Below are 18,983 nucleotides of genomic sequence, written 5' to 3' on the forward strand. Positions count from 1 at the left end.
AATTGTGAAAGGCAATTCGTTTAATTCCATGTCAAACAATTCGCATAATGCAAGTGCAACATCAACAGCAACAATAGTATCGTTACATTGTCCTACATCCAATAGTCTTGGGATTCCTTCAATGTCTCCTAAATCAAGATCATTGAATTTGTATTTACCGCATGCCAAAGTTAGGATAACTGTATCCTCAGGTAGGTTTTGTACGAATTCCCTGTAGTAGTCATTGTGTTTTGCTGCTTTGTCACATCCTCCAACTACGAAGAATCTTCTGATTTTACCTTCTTCAACTAATTTTTTAATTGCATCGGCATGTTCTACAATAGCTCCTGCACTCCAACCGGTAGTGATTGTGGTTAAATCTTCAGGTTCTAAAGATCCAAGGGATTTTGCACATTCGATTACTTCTGAAAAGTCATAATCCTCGATTGTTTTTACTCCTTCAAGTTTTGCTACGTCCATTGTGAACATTCTTTCCTTATATGCATCAAGTGCAGGCAATACACAGTTGCTGGTTCCGACAATTGCTGCATTGTATTTTTTAAAGACTGTTCTTTGATCATGCCATGCGCCACCCAGTTGACCAGCTAGGTTTTCGTATTTGTTGAGTCCAGGATATCCGTGAGCAGGCAACATTTCAGAGTGAGTGTAAACCTTAATGTCAGTTCCTTCCACTTGTTTCAACAATTCTTCAAGTGCTTTTAGGTCGTGACCTGTTACAATAATGGCCGGTCCTTCCTGTGCACCCACTTTAACATCTACAGGTTGTGGTTCACCGTAAGCAGCGATATGAGCATCTTTCAATAATCTCATTACAGCTACGCTTTTTTCACCTGCTTCCAATGCAAGTGCCACCAAATCATTTACATCAAAATTGACATTAGTTAATGTTGTGTATAATCCTTTGGTTAAAAATGCGTCAATCTCTTTATCGTATGCACCTAAAACATTTGCATTGTAGTTGTATGCACTAATTCCTTTCATAGTAAATATTAAATTATCCTGTAATCTTGCTACAGTTGGTTTCTTACCACAAACTCCACTTACAGTACGCGGTCTGGGAACATTGATAACAAAACATATCTAAGCCTTCATCTGCCATAATAATAACCTCGTTTTTTGTTAATTATAATTTATAAAAAAAATATATATAAACATTTTGTCACTATTCAAGGGTAAAAAGTAGTAATAATTATATAACATGAAAAAAATAATAAAATCATGGACGAGAATATATCTACACTAAAAGGATTAGGACTTACAATGTATGAAGCTCAAGCATATTTAACACTCACTTCATTAATTTCATCAACAGCAAGTGAAATAGCTGAAAAATCAGGCATTCCTCGCAGTAAAATATATGATGTTTTGAAGGGACTGGTCAGGAAAAATTTCATTGAAGTTGAAGACGGAAGGCCTCTGACATATACAGTAAAATCACCTGTTGAAGTTTTAAACCGTGAAAAAGAGAGAATAGATAGCCAGATTGATGATACCATAACAAGATTAACCAACATCTATGAAAACGGAATGAGCCAAGTACAGGCTCCAATCTGGAGAATATACGGTGTTGAAAAAATCATCTCACAGGAAGTGGAAATCATCAAAAGGGCAAAGACTTCCGTCAACATGAGAATTGGATTTTTATTTGAAGGCGAAGGAGAAACATTAGTAAAAGCATTCAAAAGAAAACGGAATCTGGATGTTAATATCCTGGCTTCACCAACCTGTTACATAAACAATGAGAAAATTGACATTATTAAAATGTTTAAAGATGCCGGCATCAACATTCAAAAAGCAGATATTCCATTTGTTAAAGTCCTAATTTCCGATTCAAAAGAGATGATACATACCTACACCAAGTTCAGTGAAGACAAACGTGAAGTTATTCCAGAAACTGCAATCGGAATCTGGAACAAATACGAAGATGTTGCAAGAAACTACGACGAAAGGTTTATGAATCAATTAGAAAAAATCAAAAGAAAAAGAAAAAACCAACATTAAATGTAACATGCATAAAGAAATCCCAACTAAAAAATTCCATATTTCATAAATGAGATTGCAAAAACAGCCACAAAATTTAAAAATCCAATGATTAGGAATGCATTCTCCAATATAAACTGTGATTTAGGTGGAATTGCATTATCATCATAGAGCTTTTTAAGAAGCATCAGTATTAATGTAATCAGTGCAACGTATAAAAATATTGTAACTCTTGCGCCTGAAGGGAATATTACCGGTGAAAACCCAACAATGAACCTTGAGACAAATCCTCCGACGAATATGAAAAACGGCAGTAGGTTTTTAGGAAATGCCTTTACAAGCATTATGCAACTGCTGATTAGCAGATACAGGCAGAGCACAACAATGCTGATTGAGTATATGCCCATCTTTGGAAGGCCTTCATAGGTAAATAGCTTCAAGGTTTCTGTCAGGTATGGTGTTGCGCTGACTATCTGCTTGAATATCTGTGGAATTGCCATCAGAGGTGAGCTTTTGATGAAGCCCGGAACACTTCCAAGGGATTTCAGGGAAGTATCCAAAACGGAAATATCGATGAATGTATTGAATACTGTTATGAACACTACCAAAATTATATTGAAATAGCAGAAGTATTTCAGATATTTGCTTTTGGAGCTGATCAATACGCAGACGCTTAATATGATATAGAACATTGGGAACAGTATCTTTTGCTCAATAATGTTTCCGAATGTTGTAACAAGACCCAAATAGGATTTGTCAATGATAGTGAAATTGGCAAATTCAGGATACCAGTAAGAGACCTCATGAGCAAACCTTATGCTGTTTCCAGGACATGTGAACACGAAAATCAGTGCAATTGCAGAGACTGCTGTTGCAAGTAAATTAAATCTGTTAACAGAATTTTTGTTAATCAGAGAATTCAGCAGATACAGCAGGTTGAATGCAAAAATCAGAGCACCACTCTGCTCCTGATTTGTTGCGAAAAGAAGTGCCAAAAAGGAAATGACATACATATAACCGTCCACCTTCTCACCCTGAACCTCATAAATCAAAGGTATGAATGAAATTATTCCAAATGCAAAACACCATGAATAGTTAAGGGTTGTTGAAATCCAGCCGGCACTTGCCATTTCATAAAACGGATACATCAAAAACAACAGAATTCCAAAATAGGCCATTTTTTTGGAATAGTTTTTATTCACCAGTTTGATGATATAGTAAACTCCGAAAGTGTAAATTATAATGTCCAATATTTTCCAGATAATCATGTTGTAGCGGGTCAGAATTACCAGAAGGCCATCTATAATTACCCTGCTGGACCAATTATAGTATCTGTAATGGATATAATCCACCAGGCTTTGATTGGCCAGAACCTTTGCATACTTAATATCATCCCCATTGAATCCCATGATTGCATGTAAAATTAACATTGCACCTACAAAAAGGACAAATGGAAAATATTTTTTAAAATTATAATTCATATGTACATATTTTAGTTGTTCAAACTATATAATACATATGATTCAGTGAAATTTTTCAAACAAAAATGAACAAGATTAAAATAAAGTTAAAAAAAAAAAGTGATGATAAAAATTAAAAATCAGCCATACACATCACAAAATTCAGTTAAAACATCATATAATCGATTATCCAAACACCCAACAGCCATATCTGCAATAGTTTTTGGAACATCCCAGTAAGCACCTGCAATACTTCCAGCTATTGCCGATTGAGTGTCTGCATCACCACCCAGTGAAACTGCATTACGTATCGCATCTTCAAAATCATCAGCATCCAAAAAGCAAATTATTGATTCTGGAACGCTGCCTGCACATGAAACGTCGAATGTGTAGGACGGTCTTATCCCGTCAACTGTGCGATTCAAATCATATCCGTATTCATTTTCAACATGATTTCTGATTTCATCCTTGCCTGCACCGTTTTTTGCAAGATAGATTGCATCCACAGTGGCCAAAGCACCTTTAATACCTTCAGGATGATTATGAGTTACAACTGCTGATTTGTAAGCCAAATCCCGATGCACAAGCAGATACTCTCATTGCCGAACCGTTTGCCCAACTTCCGTAAGGTTTGGGATTATCTTGCCCCAACCAATCGAGAAACATTCCCCCATATCCTGCATTGGGATATGCATTTCCAAAATATTGCAATTCATCGATTAAAACATCCAAAGAAGTTTTATCTTTAACTAGCCAATTTGCAATAGCCAAAGTCATTACTGTATCATCCGTAAATATCGAGTTTTCGCCAAACAGTTCAAAATCCTTCGTTTTAATTGAATTGAACTCATAGACAGACCCAATAATGTCTCCGCAAATTGCCCCAATAACCGCATTCATATGATATACTATAAGACAACTTTCTAAAATACTTTATGCAGGATTGAAAATCGATTTGAAATTAAAATATTACTTTAAATTAATTACTTATCGCATTCATTTAAAATAACAAAAAATATAATAATCGACCTCATCTGCTATATAAATAATTAACAATACCTATAAATCCTAAAATGAATGTTGCCAGATAATCTAAAACTGCAATTAACGGCATGTCAAACAACATTGGCCCCCTATTGATTGTCATCACTATTGAAGAACTCATTAAAAGTGCTGCAATTAATACAACCAATGAAAACTTGCTTACAATGCGGTCAAGTTCGTAAACTTCGAACTTGAGCATCATTTCGCCGTCATTCATCTTATGAATTGCATTTGTGAGCAGTGGCGGCACAGATTTAAGCATGTTTTTATAGTAAAGCAGAGTGCCTTTTTTATTGCCCAAATAATTTTTAATGTTCATTCTCTCGCTAATAACTTCCTTAGCTATCGGTTCAATGGAAGCCATTACATCCATATTCGGATCCAATGCGGAGGCATCGGCTTCAATCATTGATATTCCCCTGGCCATTGAAACGAATTCATTCGGAAGAACGACATTATAATCCTGCATAAGGTCCAGCAATCTGTTCAATATTTCATTTAATCCACAGGAATTATCTGCAAAGAATCTGAAGAATAAATCCCTCATATCACGTTTTAAGGTAGTTGTATCCATACGGTAGTCCAAAACTCCCATATACATGAACTGATTGACCAAACCATTTACATCCTGGTCTGCAATCAACATCAATAGGTCGCAAAGATTCTTTCTAAAATCATCATCAAGAATTCCAACTGCCCCCCAAGTCAATATAGCACAAAACATTATCATCTAAAATCATTATGTTTCCAGCATGGGGGTCGGCATGGAAAAATCCGTCAATCAGAACCTGCCTAATAAATGAATCAATAGCACGTTTGGCCAGAAGGGGCTTGTCAAATTCTTCATTATCACTTTCAATAACATCAGACAATTTAGTTCCATCGATAAATTCCATGGTAAGAATCTTTGAAGTACAATAATCTGAATAAGCGATTGGAATATAAATGGTTTCATCTTCAGCAAAGTTCGCTTCAAGCTGTTTCATGTTAACCTGCTCATTGATGAAATCCAGCTCAATATGTATAGTATAGTCAAATTCATCAATCATTGCCGGCAAATTGTATTTTCTGAAATCCTCATTATACTTATGAATTTGAGCCGCAAGGTACTTCATGATGGCTATATCATATTCAAGTGAATCGGCTATGCCTTCCTTTTGAACTTTAACAGCTACCTTTTCACCTGAAATTAATCTGGCTTCATGAACCTGGCCGATTGATGCTGTTGCAAGACTTTCTTTTGAAAATTCAGCAAATAACTCATCAATGTTGCCGTTAAGCTCCCTTTCAACTATCCGTTTAACCTCATCATATGTGATTGGAGGATTGTCATCCTGTAACTTTTCAAATTCGGCGCAATTTTCTCACCAACCATATCCTGCCTAGTGCTCAAAAGCTGACCTAATTTGATGAAACTGGCCCCCAATTCCTGAAACATCAATCTTAAGTTTACAGGAACCTCCGGATCTAAAAAAATATCGTATTCATCATCCTTTGAAGGGAAAATCTTCTCTTTAATGGTTCTGTTTACCACCTTACCAAAACCATATTTTCGCAGTGCTGCTGTAATTTCTCGTATACGGACTTTCATTTCCTTTTCCATATTAATCACTAAATAATTTTTTACCCTTTCAATTATATAATCATATAACCTTTTTTCTAAATGAAATTCTTTAACGCATCATTTCCATCATATTTTTTTCAAATACATTAAATAAATTTATCACTTCATTCATTCACATTTGTATTCTATCATGTCTACATTTGCATCATCTATTGATTAGTAGGATTACCTCCCCATTTTTCCCGAACATTTCTTTGATGTAGGTTTTCAATGCATAATTGTTGACTAACTATTGGATTATTCTGTAGTATGTGTCTTTTAATTTGTTTTGATTTTTTCTATCCATTTCCTAGTGTTTGTAGCGATTACTGTTGTATTAGATTTAATAATTTTCGGCAGTATTTTTTTAATCATCATATTCTCTTTTGCTGTTTATTAACAACATTAATGTTGAATACAGAAAAAATCAACAACTATTACACTATTATTATCCTATTTCAACAAAAGAAAAATGAAAACAGATATAATAAATTATTATGCAAAAAAATCATTATTTGCATTAACTAGAAATTTCAAAAAAAAGTACTTCACTTAAAAAAAGTTGATTCCATGAATTCATGGAATCAGAATTAGGATTATGTGATTTTTCTAATTAAAACGGAGGTGTTGTTGGTATTTCCAGTAGGTAAAATCATTACCTCCTTATGGAAACCTCGAGTATCCTTGTCCAGAACAGGAGAATATAAAATAGCCCTCATACCAGTATATGTTCGATAAATAACCGGTGTTTTTTCATCAACATATTCCCAGATGTTTGCAAATACCCTGTCTTTTGGTTCAGCCAAAGCTGCAATCATCAAAATATCATAATCCAATTTTTCAACTGTTGTCTCATCACCGACAACAATTTCAATGTCTTTATCCAAGTCCAGTCTTTTTAAAACTTTTCGGGACAATTCAGCAACATTTTCCTGCTGTTCTATCCCAATGCATTTACAGCCAAATACCTTATTAAACATTATCAATGTCAACGGCAGAGGACCTGATCCCAAAAATACAAATGTTTTTTCATCGTTGAATTTGGCCAATTGACTCTCGTTTTCAATTAAACCGATATATCTATCATAGAAATGGAATGAATCCAATGTTTCTGTTGGGTTATCGGATTCTAATATTTTCAATGCATTTTCTGTTTCAAGCCTTGCACCCACATAAACATAGAATTTCCTAATCAGTTTTAATGCTTTATTCATTTTTTCATCATCTAGAATATGCTTTGCTGAATCAAAATCAATTGTTTTGTCATGGGCAATGATCTCCACATCATCCAATATCTCAATGATTTCATTGATATTCACGTCATCAAGTGCAGAATCACCATATTTATCCAAATCACCATAACTTGATAATTTATTGGCAATCTCTTCAAGTTTTCCCCAATATTTATAGCAGCTCATTTAAAAAAACTCCATAATACTTTATTTCACATTATGTATTTTATAAATATAAATTTAATTAAAGTAATACTAATTTAAATATTTTGGAATAATAGTAATACTCCCATGAAAAAATCATTGCAGCTTTAAAATAGAAATTTCAAAAAAAGTACTTCACTTAAAAAAGTTGATTCCATTAATTCATTGAAATCAGAATTGAGCTATGAGATTTTTTTAATTAAAACTATGCAAAAAATAGTGATTAAATTTAAAAGAAAAAAATAAAAAAAAGTTAAAAAGTGAGAGAAATTACGCACTTCTCTCAAGTACAAAATCTGCAATGTCTGCAAGTACCTGTTTAGATGAAGAATCAGGCAATATTTCAAGTACTTCCTTAGCTTTCACAACAGATTCATGAGCCAAATTGCGAGCATATTCAATGGCACCACAATTTGTTAAAATTTCAATTGCTTCATCTATCTCATCTTGAGAATTATTCTCATTTTTTAAGATTTCAAGCAATTTTCCGGAATCATCAGCTACCAAACCTTTAATTGCAATGATAGTCATCTTACCTTTGCCGATGTCAGAACCAATTGGTTTGCCCAATGTTTCTTCATCACTGGCTAAATCAAGATAATCATCTTGAATCTGGAAAGCAAGACCTATTAATCTACCATATTCATACATTGTATCAATGACTTCCTGTGAAGCACCACCCATAACTGCACCAACTTTTGTAGCGGCTGCAATCAAAGCACCTGTTTTTTTGAAAATCATTTCCATGTATTCTTCTTCAGTAACGTCAAATCTTTCTTCAAAACTCATATCCAATGCTTGACCTTCACAGATTTTCACACATGCATCTGCAACAGTAGCTAAAGATTTGTTATTTTGATTAGAGCTGGTTCCTTCAGTTCCAACAATAATCTCAAATGCTTTTGAGAATAATGTGTCTCCAGCTAAAATCGCTACATCATCACCCCAAACCTTATGAACAGAAGGCATTCCTCTTCTCATATCATCCTGATCCATGATATCATCATGAATTAATGAAAAAGTATGAATAAGTTCAATTGCAGCAGCTGATTTTAATGCAAATTTTTTATCGCCACCAACAGCTTCTGCTGTAATTAAAGTTAAAGCCGGTCTAAGCATTTTACCTCCAGCTCTAGTTAAGTAAACTGAAGCCTCTTCTAGATTATCTGGAGTAATTGTGGACAATTCTTCTTCAATAGTTTTTGTAATGTCAGTTGAATAACTTCCAAGTACCTCTTTTACATCACTCATTTTAATTCCCTCTTTTAACTTTTGAAAACTTGTGCTTGAGCATTTCTTAAGATATGAATATCATAACCTATTCTATAGCCTTCTTCTTCAGCAAGCTCTGCGTAAGCCGCAAGCATGGATAAGTCCCCGTGTGCTGGAATAATATGTTGTGGTTTAAGCATACGTAAAAATTCACGATGATCTTCCCTTCCAGCGTGTCCGGAAACGTGAGCATTAGGATAAATTCTTGCACCTTTTAATTTTAACCTTCTTTCCATAATATGCCTATTTGCAGCATTTGTTGGATTTGGAATAATCGGTGCTGAAATAATAATATTATCTCCTTTCTTAATATTAAATGGAGTTCTGCTATTTGCAATTCTAGGAAGCAATGCATCAGGTTCACCCTGGTGCCCTGTAGTTACCAGCAAATAATTCGCCCTGTCTTCATCAGCCCTCATCAATGCCTTATTGACAGCCTTTGGAGAGCCATAAATACTTGCATTTTTAGGCAACTTCAAAATGCCTAACTTTTGTGCGATACCACAGAAACGTTCCATTGATCTTCCAAGGAAAAATATTTCCCTATGGCTTTTTTTAGCAATATCTGCAATAGCCTGAACCCTTTCAACGTGAGAAGAAAATGTGGTAACTATCATACCTGTTTTTTCATTTAACGGTCCTCTCATAACATCCTCAAGAATGTTTCTTGCAATTCTTTCGGAATGTGTTTTGACTTCACCATAATTTTTTGCATTTGTTGTCTCTACAATCAATGCGAGAACTCCTTTTTTACCCAATTCTCTTAATCTCTTATAATCAGGTGGAGGAGATACTTTTTGGTGATTGTCAAATTTAAAATCTAATGCATAAATAATAACTCCTTCAGGAGTATGTAAAACTGGAAATACTGCTTGTGGAATACTGTGTGTTGACTGAACAAATTCCAGAACAATATCTTTGGAAAGCTTTATTTTGCTTCCGGGATTTAACGGTCTTATTGGATTGGTTACTTTAAATTTACGTTCACCTTTAATCTGTTTTTCAATTAATGCAGCAGTATATGGAGTTCCGATTAATGGAGCATCATATCTGTGAGCTAATTTGGCTACTGCACCAATATGGTCCAAGTGACCGTGGGAAAAGACAATTGCTTTTACTTTTCCATCTACATCCTTCATTAATGTATCATCAGGAATAACGCCTCTTTCAATTAAATCCAAACTATGCATCCTATCGATATCCGTATCCTCGTGCATACTGATTCTGTCAAGATGTATTCCCATATCAAATATAATAACATCTTCGCCTATCTTGACAGCAGTCATGTTTTTTCCGACTTCCTGATATCCTCCAATAGCGATAACTTCTACGCTCATGTTTTATCTCCTTGAATAATTTTTTGTGTTTATACCTCTTTCATTGAGCCATTCACGTGTTTTTCCACGAATAACCAATTTAGATTGTTTCAATTCTTCTATGTTATTCGCTCCAACTAAAAACATAGCAATCCTTAGAGAATCGTTGAATCTTTCAATAAATCTGTTTAATTGTTCTTGAGAAGCTGAGTTCTTTAAGAACGGTAATGCCATACCCACTGCATCAGCACCAAGAGCAATAGCTTTAGCCGCTTCAAGACCTGTTCTTATACCTCCAGACGAAATAACAGGAACATTTACTGCATTAGTAACTTCCACAGTACTGATGGCAGTTGGAATTCCCCAGTCCCAAAAGATTTCACCCAAATATCTGTCTTCTGCGCGATATGTTTCAACAGCCGCCCAGCTTGTTCCTCCGGCACCCTCAATATCTATATAATCAACACCAGCATCAACAAGCATTTTTGCAGATTCTCCAGATATTCCGCAACCAGTCTCTTTTGCAACGACAGGAATATCTACAGACTCTGTAATTTGATTGATCAAATCAAGATAACCTCTTGCATCCAAATCGCCCTCAGGCTGAATTGATTCCTGAAGAGGATTAAGATGTATGGCCAAAATATCAGCATCCAAAATTTCTACAGCCTTTTCCGCCAAGTTTAATTGGGGTGCTCCGATATTACCTACAAGCAAACAGTCAGGAGCATTTTCACGAACGACAGAATAAGTGTCTGCAAGTTCAGGATGCTCACATGCTGCCCTTTGAGAGCCAACACCTAATGCAATACGGTTATTCTCAGCAGCAATAGCTAGCTGTTTATTAATATTTTTTGCAGCAGGATGACCTCCTGTAATAGCTGTTATGAACAAAGGAGAGTTTAATTTCTTGCCAAAAACGGAAGTTGACAAATCAATTTCATTTTTATCAATTTCCGGCAAAACATTATGGATTAACTCAATATCTTCAAATCCAGTAGTTTTATCTTTAAACTCCACATCATAATTTTCACATATTAATAAATGCTCTAATTTTCTATCTGAAATCATGTATTAATTTCCCCTTGAAATTACTGTTCCTTTCACATTCTCATTTTCTAAAACTTTGAAAATATTATCTTCAACTTCAGCATTTATTATTTTAGATTCGATTCCCAAATCTGCTAAATATAAAAGTTCTTTAATTTTTCCGACCATTCCACCGGTCACGTCCACATTTGTTGTTCCTTCCAGAGTATCCAAATCATCTAAAGATGAAAATCTGTCGAAGAATATTGCATCATCATGAGTTTTTGGATTTTTATTATACACACCATCAACATCAGTACCTAAAACAACAACATCAGGATTGAGATTCATTGCCAAGTACTGAATAAGCTGATCTCCTGAAATAACGCAAATTTCAAGCTCGTCATCCAATACAACATCCCCATAAATAACCGGAATAAAACCCTTTTTCAAATATCTTTTGAAGCTGTCAAGATTGCCTTGAGTAATTCTTTTATTAGTAGCTGTCATGAAACTAGAAGCCGGAATTGCAACTACTGGTAATCCTTCCTCAATGAAAGCTTCACATATAAGCATGTTTAATTTTTTTACAGCATTTTGTGTTTCACAGAATCCTATTCTCTTTTGAGGATATTCTGATTTGTCGAATACTTCGCCAATCTTATATTTTTTAGCAGGAGGATGTCCAAAAGACCCTGCACCATGAACAATAATCAACTCTTTTGGAGAGTTATCGAGTGAAGATTTGATTTCTGATGCTATTCTTTTAAGACTTGCCGCATCAACTTCACTGACAGAGTCCTTATTGGTTAAAATGCTTCCACCAATCTTTAAGATAATCATAAAATCACTTGTAAACCCTTGAAGAAACTCCTTTTCGAGTAAATCTTATTTTCAGTATATTATCATCCCGGGCAATAGCCTCCGCAACCTCATCAACCTTTCCAGGACAAAGTGCAATAATACTACCGCCACCACCGGCTCCAGTGATTTTTGAACCAATAGCTCCCGCTTCCCTAGCATTATAAACCATACGAGATAATTCCAAAGTGTTAACTCCCAAAACATCTAAAAATCCATGGTTAATGTTCATCAATTCACCGACTTTATCAAAATCTCTTTTTAAAATAGCCTGTTTGGCATAGTTAGTTAAGTTTCCCATGGCAGTAATAACCGGATTAATGATTTTTGGATTCTTTATTTTCAGATTTTTAACGTCCTTAACCATCTTACCAGTATTTCCATGCTTTGTAGTGTATCCCACAACAAATGGAACATTAAAATTAACATTGAAATGCTCAACTTTTTTGTTTCTGGATAAGTAGACAAGTCCTCCATACGTGGAGACCAGAGTATCCAGCGGACTGGCTACTCCCTGAACGGCCTGCTCAACCATATGAGCATCATGGGCAAGAGATTTCTTATTAAAACGGATATTATGATACCTGTATAAAGCGGCAAGCATTGCCACAGTAACTGCAGCAGATGACCCCAAACCGGAACCGATAGGAACATTTGATGATAGCGTAATCTCAATTGGAGAGTGGTCGTGAACTTTATAAAGAGCTTCTAAAATGTATCTAATAATACCTGGTTTTCCCTTTGTTAAAATATACTTCTTTTGACTGGTCAGCAATTCAGCTTCAAAACCAATATCGGGCGCTTTAAAAACAGAACGATCTTTATCAGATTCCTTTATTGTTATATAAGCCCTTTTATTAACTGCACCTGCTATAGCAGGTTCGCTATAAACTACTGAATGCTCACCAAATAAAATTGTTTTTGCAGGAGCAGACGCCTTAGCTATCATAAGTACACCTTATTTAAAAATACCTGAAGCATAACCTACAACAGAGCTGAAATCTCCAGTGACATCACCACTAGTTCTATAACCTAGTATTTCACAATTTTTCTTTCCGGACATTTTAGAAAGAGAAATTGCAGCCATCACCGGACCATAACCACACATTGTAATATTGAATTGAATTACTTCTTCAAAAAGTTTAAATTCATTCATTTCACTAATATCATCCAAAACAAAACCGTCTACCTTATTGGCTTTCTCTTGATTGTTGAAATGAGATAAATCTGTACTTGCAATAACGCAGTAAGATTTACCTAATTTATTGCCCGCTTCAAATATTGATTTTGCCAAATCGCTTGAAGCGCTGAATGTCTGAGAACCCATAGTAATTGGAACGATTTTGAAATCATTGGAAAAGTATTGTAAAAAAGGCAGCTGAACTTCAATGCTGTGCTCTCTGAGGTGTGCATGAAAATCAGAAGTTGCAATGTCTGAAAAAGAGATAATCTCATCTGCAAATTCGCCGTCAACTTCAACGTTTCCAAGCGGAGTAATCCACTCTCCCTCATTGAAAACAGAAACTTCACTGCCAAATCCTGTATGATTAGGACTCAAAATAATAAAAACTTCAGGAAAACCATTTTGAACTATGTTGCAATAGCCTTTTGCAGCTATTGCACCAGAATATTGATAACCTGCATGAGGAACCATAACATGAATAGGATAATCATTACCTTCAAAAGTATTGAGCTTAGGAATTTCAGAAATTTCATTGTTTTGTAAAAAACAATCTTCTATTAGCCCTTTAAGCTCATTTGGATTATCCGGATAAAATGATCCGGCAACAGCAGGTTTTCTTAACATTTAACTCACTTAAAATTTAAGTTCGAAGTCAGTTGCATCAATATCCAAGTCACCGTCTTCAGGAATAGTTCCTCTTTCTCTTAAAATTTGTCTTGCAAGTAACCAGTAAACTAATGCAATAGCTTTTCTACCTTTGTTGTTTACAGGTACAGCAATATCAACAAAACTGAGTAAGTTTTCAGTATCACATAATGCAACAACTGGAATACCGTTTTGTTTAGATTCTAAAACAGCTTGTGCATCAGATCTTGGGTCAGTTACAACGATAATTTTTGGTTCAATGAATTTAGCATAATTTGGGTTGGTTAAAGTACCTGGGATGAATCTGCCTGGAATGGTTTTTGCACCAGTGATTTCACCGAACTTTTTAACAGGAGCTTGACCGTATTGTCTGGTAGCTACTACTAAAATGTCTTCAGGATCGTATTTTGCTAAAAGTTTTGCAATTTGTCTGATTCTTTCATCTGTTTTTTGAATATCCAATACGTATAAACCGTCAGATCTTACTCTGAATATATATTTTTCCATATCGCTAGTTTTTTGTTGGGTTCCGATATGTAAACCTGCTGCCAAATAATTATCTAAATCAATTAAAAGTTCATCATTTACCATAATTACACCTCATTATTTTTAATCATCATCTTCAATTTTTACACATTCTTGTGGACATACGTCCATACATACTTCACAATAACTACATTCTTCAGGGTCGACAATTTCTATTTTGTCTCCTTTAAGAACTAAAACTTCCATAGGGCAAACATCAGCACATTCTGCGCAGTCTGAACCCTCGCATTTATCATAGTCAATAGTTACTTTAGCCATAATAATCCCCTTAACTAACTTAAAATGACCCCATTTTTGGATTTGGAAGTTCTTCTTCGATACGAATTAACTCGTTTAATTTAGCTATTCTTTCTCCACCAATAGCACCTGTCTTAATCATAGGTGAACCGAAACCGACTGCCAAATGAGCAATTGTTTCATCGGTTGTTTCACCAGACCGGTGGGACACAACAGGCACAATATCATTTTCTTTTGCCAACTTTACAGTAGCATAAGTTTCAGATAAAGAACCTATCTGATTTGGCTTGATTATAATAGCGTTAGCCGCTTTCATTTCAATGCCCTTAGCTAATATTTCTTTGTTTGTAACAAATAAATCATCACCACATATAAGGCATTTGTTTCCAACTTCTGCAGTCAATTGAGCAAATCCTTCGAAATCGGACTCATCAAATGGGTCTTCTACATAAAACATATTATATGTTTCAATAATATCTTTAACGAAATCAATTTGATCTCCGGTATCCCTTTCGATACCATCTTGGGCATAAACATATTTCTGCTTATTCTCATCCCATAATTCAGAAGCAGCAATATCCAGTGAAGGTCTGATTTCAATACCCAATTCATCACCAACTTCCTGACATGCCTGAACTTGAATTTCCAAAGCGTCAGCATTGGTAATGTTCGGTACCCATCCTCCTTCATCTCCTTTTCCTCCGGTGAAATTTGAGTCTTTTGCCTGAATCAGTTCTTTCAATTTTTTATGAACTGCAGCATTAGCAAAAATAGCATCACCAACATTTTTAGCTCCTACAGGAACAACTAAAAATTCCTGAATGTCAGGTGCGTTGATGCCTGCATGGGCTCCACCATTCATCATATTTCCCAATGGGAACGGCAGTTCGTTTACCAAATTTCCACCAATGTACTTGTATAATGGCATATTATAAGAGGAAGCCGCCGCTTTAGCTACGGCCATAGAAATTGCTACAGCAGTATTGCCGCCAATAGCAGATAAGTTGTCAGTTCCGTCAATTTCCTTCAGAACCTCATCAATAGTAGTAATGTCTTCAGCATCCATACCGATGAGTTCAGAAGCTATGAAATCTTCCATTTCACTTACAACAGTATCTACTCCACCTTCAGGAAATGAAACTACTTCTCTAGAACCGGTACTGGCTCCGCTTGGTGCAGCTGCTCTACCGGAACTGTTCCAAGTAATCACATCTACTTCAACAGTAGGGTTTCCTCTGCTGTCCAAAATCTTACGAACTTGGACATCTTCTATTATACTATTCAAAAAAAACACCTCAGTGCCCTTTAATTTATTACCATATAATCTATACTCTTTAAAAAATCAGTAAGTTTCTTTATAGAGTTATGTTGGTATTTTTTATTTTTTTTAAATAAATTATAAGAATAAATAGATAAACTATTTATTCATCTCTAATTACATCTAATGGTAAAACTCCAGCTTTAAGTTCTTCGTAAGCTATGTCAATTGGATCTAAAGAGTCCTTAATATCAACTAATGGTTTAGCTCCCATGGATATTTGAATTGCTCTAGCTCCGAGAATTCTAGCTCTTTCAAACCTTGTCAATTTTTTTTCAACATTCATGAATATTACTTCCATTTTAGGCATATATTTTACCAAGATTATATTTTTAATTAAAAAATATCCCTACGAACTGAAAAACTTATTCCCAGGTTTGAACATGGGAAATCAACATTCTTCTACAACAGTATCTGTTTAAACCTAAGTCATCTAAAACATCTTTTGACTTTTCACCTGCAGCAACCCTTTTTGTATATTCATCAAAGTAAGCTGATACAGGTTTTCCGCAACTTAAGCATCTTATAGGAATCATTTATATCATCTTTTTTTAAATTTTAATAAAATATAAAATTACAGAAAGATTTATCTGTAACTTTTTTGTTTACGTGCTCTTGCTCCAGGACCACCGTATTTTTTAGGTTCGGAACGTCTTGGGTCACCTACTAACATGGTTCTGTCATATTGAATGAATTTTTCTTTTAAATCCATGTCTTGAGACCATTGTACGAGTCCTTTAGCAATTACCATACGTGCAGCTTCAGCTTGACCCATTACTCCACCACCAATTACGCGGATATTAATATCCACTTCATTAGCTAAATCTCCAGCTAAAGTTAATGGTTCTTGTAATTTTAAGTTAGCAAGCTCTGGAGAATAAAGTTCTAAAGGAACTCTGTTAATTCTTACTTTACCGGTTCCTTCCTGAACAGTACCTCTTGCGATAGCTGTTTTACGTTTTCCACTTGTATGAATAACTTTAACCATAATCACACATCCATTTTATCTAAAAGGTAGCTCCTAAAAGTTTGGAGATTTCTCCATACCTTTTTTAATGTTTTTGTATTCTGCTTCCGGAACTGAAGTGAGTTCAGCATCTGCATATTCTGCAGGCACGCCAACAAAAGCTTTTAATCCTTTGTATGCGGTTTTACCTTTGGATTTTTTGAAAGGTAACATTCCTCTAACAGTTCTTCTAAATATATCATCTGGTCTTCTAGGATATTTAGGACCTAAGTCACGAGGGTTAGAGATACTTGCCCTGTCAACTCTTTGTTTGTATTTAGCATAAGCCCAATCTTTGTTACCAGTTAACATAATTTTTTCAGCATTAAGAATTACTACTTCTTCGCCTTCTAAAAGATTTTTACTAGTTATACTAGCTAATCTTCCTAAAACGCATCCTTCTCCATCAATAATCATAATAACACCCTATTTATTCCATGATCCTAATGTTTGATCCTTTAGGATTTGATTCGATTATCTCATCAATTGAGATGCATTCTCCACCAGCACTTTCAATTTTATCTTGTGCTTTAGCTGAGAATTTTAATGCTACGACATCTACTTTTTCTGTTAAATCACCATTTGATAAAACTTTACCAGGTACTAAAACGGTTTCACCAGCTTCAGCATATCTTGCAATATCAGACAAATTAACTTCAGCGGTTCTTCTGTTAGACCTTGAAAGTTTATCTGCAACATCTTTCCAAATAGCTGCATCTTCACTTTTTGATTTTTTATTAAGTTTATTAATAAGTTCAATAAGGTTAGGATTAGTTTTGATAATTTTCTTAACCATTATTTACTTCCTCCTTCTTCACTAAATCTGATAAATTTTTCTGCTTTTTCACCTAATTTGTCACAAGCTTTTAATAAAACTTCTTTAGGAGGCATAGATCCATCAGTTTCGATTCTAAATATGAAATCATTTTCACGATACCCTACATTAATATAACCATTAGAAGAAGCTCTTACACAGCTTTTACACATAGTACAGTTTTCAATGTCTAAAATCTTGATATGTTTTGACCTTCTATCTGATTTTAAAACACCTCTTGGACATGCTAATGCACAGTCATAATCAACTTCCTTATCTTCATCGAAAGTGATTTCAGGATATTGTTTGTATGCACATACAGTAGTAGGCATCCATTTAGCATGTTCTTTTCCGTATCCTACTTTTGCAACAGCTTCAATTTCAATTACTTCATCAGGTTTAAGTTTTACTAATGGAATAGTATCGTATACTGGTTTAATTGTTTCGTCTGAAGATATTAAATCCTTAGAATAAACTACTTTAGGTCCAACTTCATTTAACTTGAAAACAACACCTCTTTTAAGATTGTCAGCCCAGGAATCATTTTCTTCATCATATCCCCAGCCGTCATCTTCAGGTAAAGGTAAACCTTCAATTGCTTCAAGATTTGAAACTAAAGGAGTTAAACCAAGTCTATGAGCAAGTACCTCATTAAACATAGCAGAATCATTTCTGATAATGTTTACATCTTCAATAGCTATTTTAGGCACATTAACCATTGCGCATCTTCTAATAGCATTAATAAACGGTACTTCAGCGTCACGAACAATGAATACAATCTCATCATCGCTTTGACTTTTAATTTGTATCTCCATATTAAACCCTTCCACTTAGACTCTTCTTCCTCTTTTACCACCAGGTCTTCCAGTACCATCGTGAGGAATAGGAGTGATATCTTCTATCTTACCTATTTTAATTCCAGCTCTTGCTAAAGCACGAATAGTAGCTTGTGCACCAGGTCCTGGACTTCTAGGTCCGTTTCCACCAGGAGCTCTTACTTTAATATGTAATCCTACAAATCCTTTTTCTTTAGCATCATCAGCTATTCTGGTTGCTGCAGCCATAGCTGCGAAAGGTGAAGCTTGTTGTCTGTCTGCACGAACAACTTTTCCACCGGACCATTGTGAAATAGTTTCAGCACCAGTAATATCTGTTACAGTAATAATAGTGTTATTGAATGATGAGTAAATATTAGCTATACCCCATTTTTCATCTTTTGCCATAATTACACCC

Annotated in this window: 23 protein-coding genes and 2 pseudogenes; 1 reads left to right on the plus strand and 24 read right to left on the minus strand. The window is 34.9% G+C overall.

Translation table 11 applies throughout. From position 1 onward, the window contains the following. Positions 1-1,099: pseudogene (gene hcp, locus QZV68_RS08860) on the minus strand (hydroxylamine reductase); the annotation flags it as partial. A 119-nt stretch (positions 1,100-1,218) separates the two neighbouring features. Here hcp and QZV68_RS08865 point away from each other — a divergent pair. After that, entirely contained in the window at positions 1,219-2,001 is a 783-nt protein-coding gene (locus tag QZV68_RS08865; RefSeq protein ID WP_296880656.1) for a TrmB family transcriptional regulator, read from the plus strand. A gap of 26 nt (positions 2,002-2,027) precedes the next feature. On the opposite strand, the gene QZV68_RS08870 is transcribed toward QZV68_RS08865, so the two are convergent. The 23 genes and pseudogenes from QZV68_RS08870 to QZV68_RS08980 form a co-directional block, all read right to left on the minus strand. Further along, positions 2,028-3,461 carry a DUF6056 family protein gene (locus QZV68_RS08870; protein ID WP_296880657.1) on the minus strand — a complete coding sequence of 478 codons (1,434 nt, stop codon included), beginning with the start codon at positions 3,459-3,461 and terminating at the stop codon, positions 2,028-2,030. Between the two features lie 119 nt (positions 3,462-3,580). Further along, positions 3,581-4,012, minus strand: coding sequence for an ADP-ribosylglycohydrolase family protein (locus QZV68_RS08875; protein ID WP_296880658.1), 432 nt, complete (start codon positions 4,010-4,012; stop codon positions 3,581-3,583). Next, the gene (locus QZV68_RS08880) at positions 3,981-4,340 is read right to left on the minus strand and encodes an ADP-ribosylglycohydrolase family protein (protein WP_296880659.1); all 360 of its coding nucleotides are present in this window, start codon (positions 4,338-4,340) and stop codon (positions 3,981-3,983) included. The genes QZV68_RS08875 and QZV68_RS08880 overlap by 32 nt, the downstream gene beginning before the upstream one ends. Positions 4,341-4,470: 130 nt before the next feature. Further along, positions 4,471-5,214 (minus strand): hypothetical protein, encoded by a 744-nt coding sequence (locus QZV68_RS08885; protein ID WP_296880660.1) that lies wholly within the window; start codon positions 5,212-5,214, stop codon positions 4,471-4,473. Then, positions 5,165-5,803, minus strand: a complete 639-nt coding sequence (locus QZV68_RS08890; RefSeq protein ID WP_363137236.1) for an AarF/ABC1/UbiB kinase family protein — start codon at positions 5,801-5,803, stop codon at positions 5,165-5,167. Before QZV68_RS08890 ends, QZV68_RS08885 begins: the two co-directional genes overlap by 50 nt. Continuing rightward, positions 5,776-6,087: a hypothetical protein gene (locus tag QZV68_RS08895; RefSeq protein WP_296880661.1), complete on the minus strand. Its 312-nt coding sequence runs from the start codon at positions 6,085-6,087 to the stop codon at positions 5,776-5,778. Before QZV68_RS08895 ends, QZV68_RS08890 begins: the two co-directional genes overlap by 28 nt. 596 nt (positions 6,088-6,683) lie before the next feature. Continuing rightward, the gene (locus tag QZV68_RS08900) at positions 6,684-7,505 is read right to left on the minus strand and encodes a nicotianamine synthase family protein (RefSeq protein ID WP_296880662.1); all 822 of its coding nucleotides are present in this window, start codon (positions 7,503-7,505) and stop codon (positions 6,684-6,686) included. 288 nt (positions 7,506-7,793) lie between these two features. Beyond that, a complete protein-coding gene (gene idsA, locus QZV68_RS08905) occupies positions 7,794-8,774 on the minus strand; it encodes a short chain isoprenyl diphosphate synthase IdsA (RefSeq protein ID WP_296880663.1) in 981 nt (326 codons plus the stop codon). Between the two features lie 14 nt (positions 8,775-8,788). Then, entirely contained in the window at positions 8,789-10,132 is a 1,344-nt protein-coding gene (locus tag QZV68_RS08910; RefSeq protein WP_296880664.1) for an RNase J family beta-CASP ribonuclease, read from the minus strand. A gap of 3 nt (positions 10,133-10,135) precedes the next feature. Continuing rightward, a complete protein-coding gene (gene fni, locus QZV68_RS08915; protein WP_296880665.1) occupies positions 10,136-11,182 on the minus strand; it encodes a type 2 isopentenyl-diphosphate Delta-isomerase in 1,047 nt (348 codons plus the stop codon). A 3-nt stretch (positions 11,183-11,185) separates the two neighbouring features. Beyond that, complete coding sequence (locus QZV68_RS08920) at positions 11,186-11,983, minus strand: isopentenyl phosphate kinase (protein ID WP_296880666.1); 798 nt, start codon at positions 11,981-11,983, stop codon at positions 11,186-11,188. A gap of 4 nt (positions 11,984-11,987) precedes the next feature. Beyond that, positions 11,988-12,950 carry a mevalonate kinase gene (gene mvk / locus QZV68_RS08925; RefSeq protein ID WP_296880667.1) on the minus strand — a complete coding sequence of 321 codons (963 nt, stop codon included), beginning with the start codon at positions 12,948-12,950 and terminating at the stop codon, positions 11,988-11,990. A 9-nt stretch (positions 12,951-12,959) separates the two neighbouring features. Continuing rightward, positions 12,960-13,808 carry an AmmeMemoRadiSam system protein B gene (gene amrB / locus QZV68_RS08930; protein ID WP_296880668.1) on the minus strand — a complete coding sequence of 283 codons (849 nt, stop codon included), beginning with the start codon at positions 13,806-13,808 and terminating at the stop codon, positions 12,960-12,962. A gap of 9 nt (positions 13,809-13,817) precedes the next feature. Beyond that, positions 13,818-14,420 carry a 30S ribosomal protein S2 gene (rpsB, locus tag QZV68_RS08935; RefSeq protein ID WP_296880669.1) on the minus strand — a complete coding sequence of 201 codons (603 nt, stop codon included), beginning with the start codon at positions 14,418-14,420 and terminating at the stop codon, positions 13,818-13,820. Between the two features lie 18 nt (positions 14,421-14,438). Then, positions 14,439-14,633: a 4Fe-4S dicluster domain-containing protein gene (locus QZV68_RS08940; protein ID WP_296880670.1), complete on the minus strand. Its 195-nt coding sequence runs from the start codon at positions 14,631-14,633 to the stop codon at positions 14,439-14,441. 19 nt (positions 14,634-14,652) lie between these two features. Further along, positions 14,653-15,897 carry a phosphopyruvate hydratase gene (gene eno, locus QZV68_RS08945; protein ID WP_296880671.1) on the minus strand — a complete coding sequence of 415 codons (1,245 nt, stop codon included), beginning with the start codon at positions 15,895-15,897 and terminating at the stop codon, positions 14,653-14,655. 136 nt (positions 15,898-16,033) lie between these two features. After that, positions 16,034-16,231: a DNA-directed RNA polymerase subunit K gene (locus tag QZV68_RS08950; RefSeq protein WP_292820668.1), complete on the minus strand. Its 198-nt coding sequence runs from the start codon at positions 16,229-16,231 to the stop codon at positions 16,034-16,036. 64 nt (positions 16,232-16,295) lie between these two features. Further along, the gene (locus QZV68_RS08955; RefSeq protein ID WP_296880672.1) at positions 16,296-16,466 is read right to left on the minus strand and encodes a DNA-directed RNA polymerase subunit N; all 171 of its coding nucleotides are present in this window, start codon (positions 16,464-16,466) and stop codon (positions 16,296-16,298) included. Positions 16,467-16,516: 50 nt separating this feature from the next. After that, positions 16,517-16,918 (minus strand): 30S ribosomal protein S9, encoded by a 402-nt coding sequence (locus tag QZV68_RS08960; protein WP_295116157.1) that lies wholly within the window; start codon positions 16,916-16,918, stop codon positions 16,517-16,519. Positions 16,919-16,937: 19 nt separating this feature from the next. Further along, positions 16,938-17,353 (minus strand): annotated as a pseudogene (locus QZV68_RS08965) (50S ribosomal protein L13). 13 nt (positions 17,354-17,366) lie between these two features. Then, the gene (locus QZV68_RS08970) at positions 17,367-17,732 is read right to left on the minus strand and encodes a 50S ribosomal protein L18e (protein WP_296880673.1); all 366 of its coding nucleotides are present in this window, start codon (positions 17,730-17,732) and stop codon (positions 17,367-17,369) included. Then, positions 17,732-18,565 (minus strand): DNA-directed RNA polymerase subunit D, encoded by an 834-nt coding sequence (locus QZV68_RS08975; protein WP_296880674.1) that lies wholly within the window; start codon positions 18,563-18,565, stop codon positions 17,732-17,734. The genes QZV68_RS08970 and QZV68_RS08975 overlap by 1 nt, the downstream gene beginning before the upstream one ends. 15 nt (positions 18,566-18,580) lie before the next feature. Continuing rightward, entirely contained in the window at positions 18,581-18,973 is a 393-nt protein-coding gene (locus tag QZV68_RS08980; protein WP_069574667.1) for a 30S ribosomal protein S11, read from the minus strand. Positions 18,974-18,983: the final 10 nt, after the last annotated feature.

Origin of the sequence: uncultured Methanobrevibacter sp. (assembly GCF_902801725.1) — an archaeon.
Lineage (GTDB): Archaea > Methanobacteriota > Methanobacteria > Methanobacteriales > Methanobacteriaceae > Methanocatella.